The 12,591-nt window shown below is 69.6% G+C and carries 10 protein-coding genes; 4 read left to right on the plus strand and 6 right to left on the minus strand.

All coding sequences use genetic code 11. The annotated features are described in order from the left end of the window. Positions 1-389 precede the first annotated feature (389 nt). Both ABZ374_RS31400 and ABZ374_RS31405 read left to right on the plus strand, forming a co-directional pair. The gene (locus ABZ374_RS31400) at positions 390-2,303 is read left to right on the plus strand and encodes an IucA/IucC family protein (protein WP_360317427.1); all 1,914 of its coding nucleotides are present in this window, start codon (positions 390-392) and stop codon (positions 2,301-2,303) included. Positions 2,304-2,337: 34 nt separating this feature from the next. Further along, the gene (locus ABZ374_RS31405) at positions 2,338-3,267 is read left to right on the plus strand and encodes a hypothetical protein (RefSeq protein ID WP_360317429.1); all 930 of its coding nucleotides are present in this window, start codon (positions 2,338-2,340) and stop codon (positions 3,265-3,267) included. 232 nt (positions 3,268-3,499) lie between these two features. On the opposite strand, the gene ABZ374_RS31410 is transcribed toward ABZ374_RS31405, so the two are convergent. Next, a complete protein-coding gene (locus ABZ374_RS31410) occupies positions 3,500-4,711 on the minus strand; it encodes a DUF4073 domain-containing protein (protein ID WP_360317431.1) in 1,212 nt (403 codons plus the stop codon). A 266-nt stretch (positions 4,712-4,977) separates the two neighbouring features. On the opposite strand from ABZ374_RS31410, the gene ABZ374_RS31415 reads away from it, so the two are divergent. Continuing rightward, positions 4,978-5,838 (plus strand): type IV toxin-antitoxin system AbiEi family antitoxin, encoded by an 861-nt coding sequence (locus ABZ374_RS31415; RefSeq protein ID WP_360317433.1) that lies wholly within the window; start codon positions 4,978-4,980, stop codon positions 5,836-5,838. A 38-nt stretch (positions 5,839-5,876) separates the two neighbouring features. Here ABZ374_RS31415 and ABZ374_RS31420 read toward each other — a convergent pair whose 3' ends face one another. The 5 genes from ABZ374_RS31420 to ABZ374_RS31440 all read right to left on the minus strand — a co-directional run bounded on the left by ABZ374_RS31420 (position 5,877) and on the right by ABZ374_RS31440 (position 11,203). Beyond that, positions 5,877-6,431, minus strand: a complete 555-nt coding sequence (locus ABZ374_RS31420; protein ID WP_360317436.1) for a methylated-DNA--[protein]-cysteine S-methyltransferase — start codon at positions 6,429-6,431, stop codon at positions 5,877-5,879. Further along, complete coding sequence (locus ABZ374_RS31425; RefSeq protein ID WP_360317487.1) at positions 6,428-7,888, minus strand: AlkA N-terminal domain-containing protein; 1,461 nt, start codon at positions 7,886-7,888, stop codon at positions 6,428-6,430. Before ABZ374_RS31425 ends, ABZ374_RS31420 begins: the two co-directional genes overlap by 4 nt. 88 nt (positions 7,889-7,976) lie before the next feature. Next, on the minus strand, positions 7,977-9,347 hold the full coding sequence (locus ABZ374_RS31430) for a DUF2252 domain-containing protein (protein WP_360317439.1): 1,371 nt from the start codon (positions 9,345-9,347) through the stop codon (positions 7,977-7,979). A 231-nt stretch (positions 9,348-9,578) separates the two neighbouring features. Beyond that, positions 9,579-10,283, minus strand: coding sequence for a hypothetical protein (locus tag ABZ374_RS31435; protein WP_360317442.1), 705 nt, complete (start codon positions 10,281-10,283; stop codon positions 9,579-9,581). 410 nt (positions 10,284-10,693) lie between these two features. Beyond that, a complete protein-coding gene (locus ABZ374_RS31440) occupies positions 10,694-11,203 on the minus strand; it encodes a SigE family RNA polymerase sigma factor (protein ID WP_360317444.1) in 510 nt (169 codons plus the stop codon). 239 nt (positions 11,204-11,442) lie between these two features. Here ABZ374_RS31440 and ABZ374_RS31445 point away from each other — a divergent pair, with 239 nt between their 5' ends. Next, entirely contained in the window at positions 11,443-12,543 is a 1,101-nt protein-coding gene (locus ABZ374_RS31445) for a PLP-dependent cysteine synthase family protein (RefSeq protein ID WP_360317446.1), read from the plus strand. Positions 12,544-12,591: the final 48 nt, after the last annotated feature.

Here is a 12,591-nt window from a genome sequence, read left to right on the forward strand (position 1 = left end):
GGACCCGTCAGGTCCGCCGGGTACGACGACCGTGCGTCCATTCGGGGGAATGCGAAGCGGCGCCGGACCCGCGGTGCCCGGTCCCTGACATCGCTCTTATGGAGGCGTTCGTACCGTGATGACGGGCTCACGCGGCCGCTGGCCGCCGACATTCGGGCAACGGGGCGGGCCCGCAGGCGCGTTGGCGTCCGCCGGCATCGCGGATCATGAGAAGGGGTTGCCATCGCGCAAAGCCCGCACACGGGAGCCCGATGCGGGACATGATTCTGATAACCGGCGGATTGCCGTACGGTGAACGTCCTTCGGAGCGGTGGCGAACGGGCCGCGTCCACGATTCGAACCGTAGCCCGACCCACGGCCGTGCAGACCAGGGGAGGTACGTACCGCACATGTCGACATCCGCGGAGGCGCTTCCGGAGCCGGCGCGACCGGGCAGCCCTCGAAAGGCCATCCCCGGTCCGGCCGGGGACGAATCCTCGCCCGCGCGAGCCCATCCGACCCACCTCGAACCCGAACACCCGCGCCCCGGCGCGGTACTCGGCGCCGCGCGACACATCACCGCCGGCGACCGCGGGTCGAGCGACCCACTGCTCGACCCCGCGCCGGCGCGCGCCGCCGACCACGCGGCCATCGAGAATCTGCTGCGTTGCCGCATCCGTGAAAGCGGCACGGCGGTACCGGCGGACGGCCCCTTACGGCTTCCGTTGCCGGCGACCGCCAGCACCGTCGTCGCGCCGGTCCTGTATCGCTCGGAGACCGGCATGCACCGTTTCGGGCCGGTCCGACTGAGCAGTGGTGTCGCCCTCGACGCCACCACGTTGGCCGTGCTGCTTGCGATCGAGGCCGCGCACGGGCGAGTCGGCTCGATCACCGCGATCGCCGATATGACCGACCGGGTGATCGACTCGACCCGACGGATCGCACACCATCTCGCCGAGCGTCGCAAGGCGTCCGAGGACGTGCCCGGAACGACGCCGTTCCTGTGCACCGAGCAGTCGATCGTGCTCGGCCACCCGATGCACCCGTCGCCGGCATCCCGTCAAGGTATGTACGGGCCCTCGTCGCCGCGCTACTCGCCGGAATTGCGCGGCTCGTTCCCCCTGCACTGGTTCGCCGTCGACCCCTCCGTCGCGGTCCACGACGGCGACCTGGGGCGTCCGGTGCCGGTCGTGCTCGCCGGGCTTGCCGAAGGGGACGTGAGCCTGCCCCCGGGTATGGTCGCGCTGCCGGCGCACCCGTGGCAGGCCCGCGACGTGTTGGCGAGGCCGGGTGTCGCCGCCCTCCTGGAACGTGGTCTGCTTCGCGACCTCGGTCCCGGTGGGCCCGCCTGGTCCGCGACATCCTCGCTGCGCACCGTGTACCGCACCGGCGCGCCCGTCATGCTCAAGACCTCGCTCGGCATCGAGATCACCAACTCCCGCCGGGAGAACCACCGCAGCGAACTGCGCCGAGGTCTCGCCGTACACCGGATGCTCGACGCCGGCCTCAAGCGCGTCATGCACTCCGCTCACCCCGGCTTCGACGTGCTGCGCGATCTCGGTTGGATCGCCGTCGACATTCCCGGTGGGCGTGGCGAGTCGGGGCTCGAACTCGTGGTGCGGGACAACCCGTTCGGCCCGCGAGACCGCGTGCACTGCATAGCGGGGCTGGCCGCGACGCGCCCGGACCTGCAGCGGGGGAGATCGATCCTCGCCGACGTGCTGTACACGCTGGCCGCGCGCACCGCGACACCGCTGCGGGAGACGGCCGAGTCGTGGTTCCGCCGATACCTGGAGGTGCTGGTCGCACCGATCCTGTGGCTGCACGGCGAATACGGCCTGGGCCTGGAGGCGCATCAACAGAACACCCTGGTCGTACTGGACACGGACGGTCGTCCGATCGGTGGGCGCTATCGCGGCAACCAGGGCTACTACTTCTCGGCCGAACGCGGAGCACGGCTGGCCCGTTGGCTCCCCGGCGCGGGTCGGGACCTGGGCACCTGGTGCCCCGACCACGTGATCGACGAACGACTCGGCTACTACCTCGCGATCAACAACGTGCTCGGCCTCGTCGGCGCGATGGGTGCGCAAGGGCTTGCCGATGAAAAGGCGTTGATCGCGATCTTCCGTGACCGACTGATCCGCACGCGCGCGGATCACCCCGCAGGGCGCCCGCTCATGGACCGCCTGCTCGACGGTGCCACACTGCGGTGCAAGGCCAACCTGCTCACCCGCGTCGCGGGTCTCGACGAACTCGAAGTTCCGTTGGAGACCCAGTCCGTCTACGTCGACATCCCCAACCCGATCGCGGACGTGCGCGGCTGAGCGGTTCTCGTACCACCAAAGAGGAGACGGCACGGTGCGCGCGAACGTCACGGTCCTGGCGCTGCACCGGTTCGAAGGCGAACCTCTTGAATACGAGGACGCGGTCTGGATCGGCGACGGGGCGGGGCGTGGGTTCCTGCCGCCGGCCGGACCCGCGTGCAGGCGCGCCCGGGTGGACCGGCCGGGCGCGCTTCGGGTGGCTTTCGCGGACGGCGCCGCAGAGAGCCTGCTGGCGCGGCGCTGGGCCGAACTCGTGGTGCGGGCATGTGGCGCGGCGCCCACTCCGCTCCTGTGCGGGGGTGCGGGCTTCGCCGACGTGTTGGCGCGCGCGGCGGACCGATGGCCCGAACTGACCAAGCGCTATCTGGTCGAGCGGGATCGGCGTGGAATGCCCGTACAGCCGTACGAATTGCGCAAGTTGGAGCGTGGAGCGCATGCTTCCGCAGTACTCGCCGCGCACTTCGCGCCACATCCGTGGTTGTCCGGCCGAGGCCAATGGGCGGTCGCGGTGCTCGGTGACGCCTACCTCTTCCAGGTTCGCGGCGACCGGCTCTGGCGGGTGTTCCCCACCTCCCGACGGCCCGATGTCGCGACCAGCAACGGTGCGGATCGTGCAGCGGTGGCACGGCGGGTGCGGTGTGCGCGCGGTGCCTGGACCGACCGCGATCTGTTGTACGTCGCCAACGAAACGGCGGGCGCGTGGTTCCTGCGCACCGCGCTGGCCGGCGGACGACCCTGGGAGGAACTGCGCGAACCCGCGGCGGGAAGTCCTCACGAACTCGCCCGCTGGGCAGCCGCACGACGGCGGGCGGGCATCCTCGACAAGGGGGACCTCACGCTCGTACGCATCGACCCGATGATCGGCCCGGCCCGGCCCCCTGGCGACCGGGACGGGGCCCAGACCCTTACGCGAGGCCATTCGCCGGCGACTCCCATGCCTTCGTCACCTGCGGGCGGCCACTGAGCGGCCCGCACAAGCACGCGACCCGGTGGGTGAAGCCGTCGATCGGTCGCCTTCACCGCGTGGCCGTGACCGGCCCGGACAGCCCGACCGCAGCCGCCGCCGTCGGGACTGCACGCGGGTGCGGGTCTCGGGACCCGAACCGAAGACGTCAGCCGTAAGGCGTCGGCGGGGACGCCGAAGGGGTGGGACCGGCCGCCGACGGTCCCACCCCTTCGGCTCCTGTCACGGGCGATCAGCAAGCGCCCCGGTCCTCCCACACACCCCACTGGCCGGTCGTGCCTGGTGCCTCGCCGCGCGTCCACCACTTGGCACGCCACGTGTGGTTGTTCCACACGACGGTGTCGCCGTTCGTGTACGTCATCGACTCGGTCCACGGCTTGGCCGCCGCGCACTTGGTGTGCAGCGGGACGTTCATCTCCTTGACCCACTGGTTGCGCCGGAAGTCGCGGGCCTTGATCGTCACGCGGTCGTTCGCGACCTCGACTTGGAGCCCACTGTTCTCCAAACCGCTCAGCGCGCTCTCGCCGCCCGAACCGTCGTCGGTCCATTGAGTCTGAACGGCACCCGTGTTGACGACGGTGAAGCCCTCGAGGTTGCCGGTCCCGGGCACCACCTTGCGCACGGCCCAGTCGGACAGGTTCAGGTCCCAGTGCGTGTGCGAGGTGAACAGCACGGCGTCCTTGTGGGCGCCAAGGATGTTCATGATCCGGTCGGCCTGGAGGTAGTCCGACTTGTAGAGCTTGTTACGCGTCCCCGAGACGGTGTCCGGCAGGACGTGGTGCGAGAACACGAACGTCGGCTTGCCCTGTGCCTCCCAGTAGTTCATCCGCTGCTCGAGCCACGTGAGCTGCTCGTCGCTGAACCACACCTCGTCCCACTTGGTGGAGTCGCTGTACTTCATGTACTTCTCGGTGCCGAGGAACAACATCGGGACACCGTCGACAACGCGCTCGTAGAAGACCTTGTCGAGGCCGGTGAAGTCGTAGAAGTTCTGGAAGAGCGACTGCTCGGTGGTCCCGTTGGGCCAGGTCTCCTGGCAGAGCTTGTCCGGATTGCAGTACTTGGGCACGTAGAACTCGTGGTTGCCGATCGTGAAGAACGTGTTCGCCGGGTGCGGACGCGTGTTCAGGACCTGCTTCACCTGGTCGTACTCGGCCTTGTAGCCGCGCGGGGTGATGTCGCCGTTGACGACGAGCGCGCCGCTGTTCGGGTTGATCACCTTCATCTGGTCGAGCGCGCGGCCGAAGTCCGCGAGGTCGCCCTGCACGTCACTGATGACATTGAAGGACACCTTGGCGGGCGCGGCGGCGGGGGCCGCACCCACGGGGGCGGAGGAGTGGGCCGTGGCGGGGCGGCTCTCGGCGTAGGCGGCGCCTGCGCCCGCCGTCAGAGCGAGCGCGGCGCACACGGCCGCTACGCGCCGGTGTTTGCGGAGGTTGGGCATGGCGATCCTCGGGACGGAGGGGGTGCGGGGACTCGTCCATCACACCGGTTGGTCGCGACGGTCCGGCGGCCCGCAGCGATCATGAAGGTGTCGAATGGCTGAAGATCGTCCACGAATCCGGCAAAGCGAGCTCCAAGTCGTCCACAAGGGTCGAGTTGTCCACAGACTGCGGCCTCGCGCCGCGTGCCCCGGGCCGTGCAGACCAGGATCCGGGAATGGAAGTGACCGTACGAGTCTTGCGGGGGTTGGCATGGCAGCACGACGGAGTGGTAACGCGGGAACAGGCGCTGTCCGCCGGGGTGACCGGGCGGGTGTGGCGCAGGCTCGTGAACGATGGGAGCGTGCGCGAACTCGCGCGCGGCGTGGGGTTCGTCGATGCCGATCGATGTGCGCTGTCCTGGCGCGGGCTGTTGCGCGCCGGGCTCGCAGCCTATGGCGAGCGAGCCGTGGCCGTCTTGCACAGTGCGGCCCGCGTGCACGGGATGCGTGGCGTGCCGCCGGTGGAATGTGTGCACATCGCGACGCCCGATACCGCGTCGCGTCGTGGTGGGCCCGGCATCGTGGTTCATCGGCGACGGTTGCCGGCGGAGGAGATCGTGATGGTGGACGGCTTCGCGGTGACGACGCCGGTGCGGACGCTCGCCGACCTGGTGGCCAGGCTTTCGCCCGAGGACGGGTTGGCGATTCTCGATTCGGCGCTGCACCTGCGCCTGGTCGAAGTGGCGCAGTTGGAGGCGGTCGAGCGGGCGGCGGCAGGCCGCCCCGGGGCGGGACAGGTGCGGCCGCTACTGGAGATCGCGGACGCACGGGCCGAAAGCCCGCTGGAGTCGCGAGTACGCCTCGACTGCGTGCGGGGCGGGGTCGCACCGGACGAGTTGCAGCACGAGGTCGCGCTGCTCGACGGCGGCCGGGCCCGCGTGGATCTCGCCTGGCTGACCGGGCTGCGGCCGATTTTCGCCGAAGCCGACGGAGCGGACGTGCACTCGCGGCCCGACGCGTTGTTCCGCGACCGGTCCCGGGCCAACGAGCTGGCCCTCGCCGGCGCGCTCGTTCTGCGTTTCACCTGGCACGACACACTGCGTCGAGGGAAGGTCGCGGGGCTCGTGCGGCGGGCGTTCCAGTCATGAGTCCCGCGAGCGTCGCGGTGCCTGTGGAAGTGGACCGGCTATCCGGCGACGCGGATGTTCTCCAACGCCAACAGGCGCTGCTTGCGCGGCAATCCGCCCGCGTAGCCGGTCAACGTGCCGTCGGCTCCGATCACCCGGTGACACGGGATGACGATGCTGATCGGATTGCGGCCGTTGGCCAGTCCGACCGCACGGGAGGCCGTGGGCTGCCCGAGGAACCTCGTGGCCAGCGCGCCGTAGGACATTGTGTGCCCGAACGGGATGGTCGTCAGGGCCGACCAGACCCTGAGCTGGAAGGCCGTGCCGACCGGCGCCAACGGCAGGTCGAACTCGCGCAGTTCGCCGGCGAAGTAAGCGCTCAACTGCGCCTTCGCCTGCGTGAACGCACCGGGATCGGATACCCAGTCCGCGTCTGGGGTGGCCGCCATGTAGAGGGCGGTGAGCGACTGGCCGTCACCGATCATGAGCAACTCGCCGACCGGGGATTCCAGCGTCGCGTATCGGCGGGGGCCGTCGAGGGGGACGTTGAACGCGGTCGGGGGCACGTTCGGGTCGGGCGTTTCGACGACATCGAACAGCGCGTCCTGGTTCATGCGACTTCCTTCACCGAGACGGTGGATGCTGCGGACAGGCTCGCCCACAGGTGGTGCAACGCGTACGAGCGCCATGGGGACCACGACTGCGCGGCCGAGACCGGGAGCCCCCAGCGCGCCAGCGCGTGCTTGACGCCCAGATCGGTCGGTAGGAACACATCCGGATCGCCGAGTGCCCGCAACCGAATGTACGACGCCGTCCAGGGGCCGATACCCGGAAGGGCCAAAAGGCCCGCCTCCGCCGCTCGGCGATCCACCCCCGGGTCCAGGCGGACCGCCCCGGACGCGAGCGCCCCGGTGAGCGAGTAGATCGCCTTCTTGCGAGCCGTGGGCATCGGCAGATCCGCCGGATCCGCGTCCGCCAACGCGTCCGCGGTCGGGAACGCGTGGGTGAGTCCGCCCTGTGGCGCGACCAGCGGTTTGCCGTACAGGGCTGTCAGCCGACCCGCGATCGTGCGAGCGCCCGCGACCGAGACCTGCTGGCCGAGCACGGCTCGGACGGCGAGCTCGTCGGGGTCCACGTGGCCCGGTGAACGCAGGCCGGGTGTGGCACGCACCAGCGCGCCCAGCCCGCCGTCACCGACCTCGGCGCTTGCGAGTGCCTCGTCCACGGCGAGCGGATCCGCGTCCAGGTCGAGCAAGCGCCGGCAGCGCTGTACGGCGGCCCCCAGGTCGCGCAGGTCGTCCAGGACCAGGCGGCACCAGACCCACGAGGGACCGGGCGAGAGCTCGACCACGCCGGTGCCGTGCGGGAGGGACAGTACGCGACGGTAGACGCCGTCCACGTACTCCTCCACCCCCGGCACCGCCCGCAGCCCCAGGAAATCCAGCGTGTGCCCGAGCGCGATCGGCTCCCGGTAGGGCAGCCGCAACCGGATCTCGCCCGGTTCGACGCTGCGGGCGCCGGCCCGTCCGCGCACCTCCGTGGGGGTGCGGCCGAACACCTCGCGCACGGTGTCGTTGAACTGCCGCACGCTGGCGAACCCGGCCGCGAACGCCACCTGTGCGATCTGCAGATCGGAGGTCTCCAGGAGGACGCGGGCCGTCTGTGCCCGGCGGGCGCGGGCGAGCGCGAGAGGGCCCGCGCCGACCTCGGCCATCAGCAGCCGGTTCAACTGGCGGTCGCTGTATCCGAGCCGACCCGCGAGACCGCCGACGCCTTCGCGATCCACGACCCCGTCCGCGATCAACCGCATGGCGCGCCCGACCACATCGGCGCGGACATCCCACTCGGGCGAACCCGGCGAGGTGTCCGGGCGGCAGCGTTTGCACGCCCGGAACCCCGCCGCCTGCGCGGCTGCCGCAGACGGGTAGAACCGCGCGTTCTCCCGCTTGGGCTTGACCGCCGGGCAACTCGGCCGGCAGTAGATGTCGGTGCTGGTGACCGCCATGTAGAACCAGCCGTCGAACCGACTGTCCCGGCTGCTGCACGCTCGGTAGCACTGCTCGTCGTCCATCACGTCGACAAGTGTCACCCCTTCCCGCAGGAGTGGCCGGCGGGAATCGGACAGCACCGTGGCGGCGCCTCGCGGGCGCGAGCCGCGCCTACAACCCCCGAATCAACCCGTTGCGGAAGAGGTCGACGAAGATGGCATGGTCGGCGCGGGCACGAGCCCCGTACGCGTGCGCGAAGTCCACGAGTGAGGCCGTGAAGCCCTCCTCGTCCCGCTCGATCGCCTCCAGGATCGCGTCCTCGGTCGAGAACGGGACCAGCGTGTGACCGCTTTCCTCGTCCGCGACCGCGTGCATCGTCGCGGTGGCGCGGCCAAGGTACTCCACGACCTCCGCGATCGTGTCCACCTCGTTGAGGTCCGACCAGTCCAGGTCGTTCGCGTAGGGCGACACCTCGGCGACCAACTGCCCGACCCCGTCGATGTCGGTGTAGCCGAGCCACGGGTCCGCGTGTGCCTGCAGGGCGCGCTGCGAGATGACCGTGCGATGACCTTCGTGTTCGAAGTAGGACCGCACCTGGGGGTCGGTGACGTGGTGGCTCACCGACGGCGTTTGGCCCTGCTTCATGTACAGGATCACGTCGTTTTCCAGCGCCTCCGTGTTGCCCTCGATCAGCAGGTTGTACGAGGGCAACCCGGCGCTGCCGATGCCGACCCCGCGCCGACCCACCACGTCCTTGACCTCGTAGGTGTCCGGCCGTTGGCGCGTTGCGGGCGGCAGCGTGTCGAGGTAGCGCCGGAAGGCCGCCAGCACCGTCTCCTTGACGTCGTCCGGCAACTCGAACGCGCCGCCGGACAGGGCGAAGCGCCGTTCGTGGTCGGCGACGACCGTCTGCGAACGAAGCAACCCGATGCGCGTCTGCAACCGGGCCTGCCGCAACACTTCGAGCAGCGGTCCCTCGGTCGTCGCCAGTGTCAGTGCGGCGTCCTGCGGCGTGATCTTGTCGGTCAGCAGCCGGAGTTGGTCCAGGTAAGCCGCACCGTAGCCGGTGACCAAGGCCGCGATCGTGTCGTCGCTGAGGGCCTTGCCGTGCCCGATCAGCGCGAGGCTGGCCGCGAAACGCTTGACGTCCCACGTCCAGGGGCCGACGTACGCCTCGTCGAAGTCGTTGACGTTGAACACGAGCTTGCCGTCCGCGTTCATGTACGTGCCGAAGTTCTCCGCGTGCAGGTCGCCGTGGATCCACACCCGCGAGGTGTGCTCGTCCAGGAAGGCGTCCTCGCGGCCGTCGAGGTCGGCGTAGAACAAACAGGCCGTGCCCCGGTAGAACGCGAACGCCGAAGACGCCATTTTGCGGAACTTCACCCGGAACGCGGCGGGATCGCCGTCGATCAACGCGCCGAAGGCCCGTTCGAAGACCTCCAGGATGTGCCGGGCACGATCCTCGGGGTCCGCCGGGCCATACTGCGCGTAGCCGCCCTCGAACCCCACGCCGCCCAGACCGATCCCTATGCCCTCGGCCATTGCGACCGCCTCCCTCGAAGTCTCCCCGGAGTCGACAGGACCCCACGTCAGGATCCCAGACGGGAGAGCCTGGAGGGCATCGAGCCCCCGGAGCGTGAGGGGGGAGTCAGAGGCGCCCGGGGGCTCGACATCCGGCGCCTGCCCGGCCGACGGCCAGTCATGCCCGGCAGGGGCCGACGATGTTCGAGAGCGCGATCCGGCTTCGGGAATCGATCCGGTGGCAACGCCCGGTCAAGGAGTCGACCCGGCCCCGTTCTCCGACCGCGCGTTTCCCGAAGGGGTCTGCGACGGCACGGCGGTCGACGGCGGGACGTTGTAGTCGTCCCGACGAGTTGGGGACTGGTAGTTGATGTTGGGCGGGGTGCTCGCCGCCGTACTGTTGGCTTCCGCGCGCACCCACACGGGCCAGATCGGGGCGAGCGCGATCGAGCGCAGCCGGTCCATCGACAGGAGCGGTGTCGGGCGGCCGATTTCCCCCTTTTCCTCGCGGGAGGCGACCTCGTTGACCGTGATCACGACCCCGTCGCGACGCACGACTTGAACGGACCACTCCTGGGGTCCCCTTCCCGAAGTGCCGGCCTTGCCGTCGGCGCGGTTCTCCGGCGTGTCCGGAGCTGCGGGATAGACCCAATCCTGACGCTCCACCACTCGACTGCCGTCGGACATCCCGTAGTCCATGCACTTGGCCTTGGTGGTGCCTTCCGGGTGCGGACACCCCGCGACTTCGGCTACCACGGCGCTTTGTTGCACCGACATCGACAGCAGGCTGGGCCCGAGGGAGTCCTCCAGGACCAACGACACCGACGCCCCGACGCTATGGATGCCCGCAGTGCTCTTGTCGGTGTTGTCCGACCCGGTGATCCGCGTGGGCGGAAGGGTCTCCGGCAACAGCGGCATCAACAGATGCAGCAGCAGCGGCGGCAGCAGGGGTGTCATCTGAGGCGGGGCGGACAGTGTCGGCCGTGGCTTGGGCACTGCCTGGGGGATGGGTGATGTGAGCAGCTGCGCCGTCGGGCTCGCAGGTCCGGACACCTGTCCGGGGCCACCGTCGGTTCGTTCCGAGACGACGAGCAGGGTCGTTCCCGCCACGGCCAGTACTGCTGCGGTCGACACGCCGACCTGGAAACGCCGTACCAACTTCATCCGCCTGCCTCGGGCGATACCACCCGAGACCAATCCCGCCGGGGGGACCAGCCCCGACGCCGACGCCCGCATCGCGGCCGCCAGCTCCTTCTCGTGGGACCCCATAGACCTACCGTCTCCTCGCCATCCGTGCCATCCGTGTGAACGCAGGTCGTACTGCTCACCAGCCGTACGGCCGTACCGGCGGTGTGCTCACTGACCCCTCATGCGGCGGAGAGCCAGCCGGATTCGCTTCCGAGCACGCTCCGCAACTTCTCCAGCGCCCGCATCGACCTGCTCCGCACGGCCCCCTCGGACACGCCCATCTGTCGCGCCGTCTGCTCCACGCTCAGGTCCTCCCAGTACCGCAGGACCAACACCGCCCGGTCCTTGGGCGGCAGTTCGGACAGGCTCTTCAGGAGCGTCAACCGCAACGCCTGGTCCTCCTCGGGGCCCGAGCCTTCCGGCAGGTCGGCATAGGGCTGCTCGGTGCTGCTCAGCCTGCGTCGGTGGGACAGATAGGTGCGTGTCAGCACGGTGCGCGCGTATGCCTCCGGGCTGTCGGCCCGACTGACCCGCTTCCATGCCCGGTACAACTTGCCCAGCGTCGTCTGCACGAGGTCCTCGGCGAGATGCCAATCGCCACACAGGAGCCACGCCGTCCGGAACAGCCGACCGCTGCACGCGTTGGCGAACTCCAGGAAATCGGCCGGCTCAGCGTCGAAGCCCGCCATAGACCCTCCTCGTCCCTACGCGCCCTCGCGCGTACCCACCCCATAGACGCGGCGGACCCCCCGACACGTCACAACTTCCGGCCGAGAATACGTATGCGCAGCTCATGGGCCATTCGAGGGGTTGGCCAAGGAATCCGCGCGTCGGCCCGTAGCCTGGGCCGGAGTCGATCACCATCGATGCCGCAGCCCTCGCGCCCCCAAATCCGGCACGGGGACACGAACCAGCCAGGGGAGTCGACGTGACGTCGGTGGACAACGATGTGGACCGTTTCAGCGCGAAGACTCGAGACTGGGTCGACGAGGCCATCCGCAAGGTGAGCGCCGACGCCAACCGTTCCGCCGACACCCATCTGCTCGCCTACCCGCTGCCCGCGCAGTGGGGTATCGACCTCTACCTCAAGGACGAGTCGACCCATCCCACCGGCTCGCTCAAACACCGCCTGGCCCGCTCGCTCTTCCTGTACGCCCTGTGCAACGGGTGGATCGAGGAGGGCACCACCGTGATCGAGGCGTCCTCGGGCTCGACGGCGGTCTCGGAGGCCTACTTCGCCAATCAGATCGGCCTGCCCTTCGTCGCGGTCATGCCCGCCACCACCAGCCCGGAGAAGATCGAGCTGATCGAGTTCCACGGCGGTCGATGTCACCTGGTCCAGGACGCCGCCACCGTGTACGAGGTCTCGCGCGCGCTGGCGGCAAAAACGGGCGGGCACTTCATGGATCAGTTCACCTACGCCGAGCGCGCCACGGACTGGCGGGGCAACAACAACATCGCCGAGTCGGTGTTCGAGCAGATGTCCCAGGAGCGCCACCCCATTCCCGAGTGGATCGTCGTCGGCGCCGGTACCGGGGGCACGAGCGCGACCATGGGCCGCTATGTGCGTTATCGCCGACACCACTCCAAGATCTGCGTCGTGGACCCCGAGAATTCCGCCTTCTTCGACGGATGGCGCACGCACGACCCGGAGTACGCCCAGGCGTGTTCGTCGCGGATCGAGGGCATCGGCCGACCCCGGGTCGAGGCCAGCTTCATGCCGAACATCGTCGATCGCATGATCAAGGTCCCCGACGCCGCGTCGGTGGCGGCGATGCGCGACCTGCACCGGCGCACCGGGCACAAGGCCGGCGGCTCGACCGGCACCAACCTGTGGGGCGCCCTGCGCCTGGTGGCCGAGATGCGCGCCGCAAGCCGCACCGGTTCGGTGGTGACGCTGCTGTGCGACGGCGGAGAACGCTACGCGCATTCGTATTACTCGGACGAGTGGCTCGCGCGGCAGAACCTGGATCTGGGCCCGTACGAAGACACGTTGCGACACTTCCATGCCACCAGCGAATGGCGCTGACCGCGCAGCCTTAGGCTGGGTACCGCAAGTCGACGAGGAGGAGCAACA

It is taken from the genome of Embleya sp. NPDC005971 (assembly GCF_040629175.1).
Classification (GTDB): domain Bacteria; phylum Actinomycetota; class Actinomycetes; order Streptomycetales; family Streptomycetaceae; genus Embleya.

Bases quoted from the DNA above. Each gene is read 5' to 3' on its own strand.
- ABZ374_RS31420 (WP_360317436.1), bottom strand. From the start codon at position 6,431: ATGAACCAGGACGCGCTGTTCGATGTCGTCGAAACGCCCGACCCGAAC.
- ABZ374_RS31410 (WP_360317431.1), bottom strand. From the start codon at position 4,711: ATGCCCAACCTCCGCAAACACCGGCGCGTAGCGGCCGTGTGCGCCGCG.
- ABZ374_RS31425 (WP_360317487.1), bottom strand. From the start codon at position 7,888: ATGGACGACGAGCAGTGCTACCGAGCGTGCAGCAGCCGGGACAGTCGG.
- ABZ374_RS31435 (WP_360317442.1), bottom strand. From the start codon at position 10,283: ATGACACCCCTGCTGCCGCCGCTGCTGCTGCATCTGTTGATGCCGCTG.
- ABZ374_RS31430 (WP_360317439.1), bottom strand. From the start codon at position 9,347: ATGGCCGAGGGCATAGGGATCGGTCTGGGCGGCGTGGGGTTCGAGGGC.
- ABZ374_RS31440 (WP_360317444.1), bottom strand. From the start codon at position 11,203: ATGGCGGGCTTCGACGCTGAGCCGGCCGATTTCCTGGAGTTCGCCAAC.
- ABZ374_RS31400 (WP_360317427.1), top strand. From the start codon at position 390: ATGTCGACATCCGCGGAGGCGCTTCCGGAGCCGGCGCGACCGGGCAGC.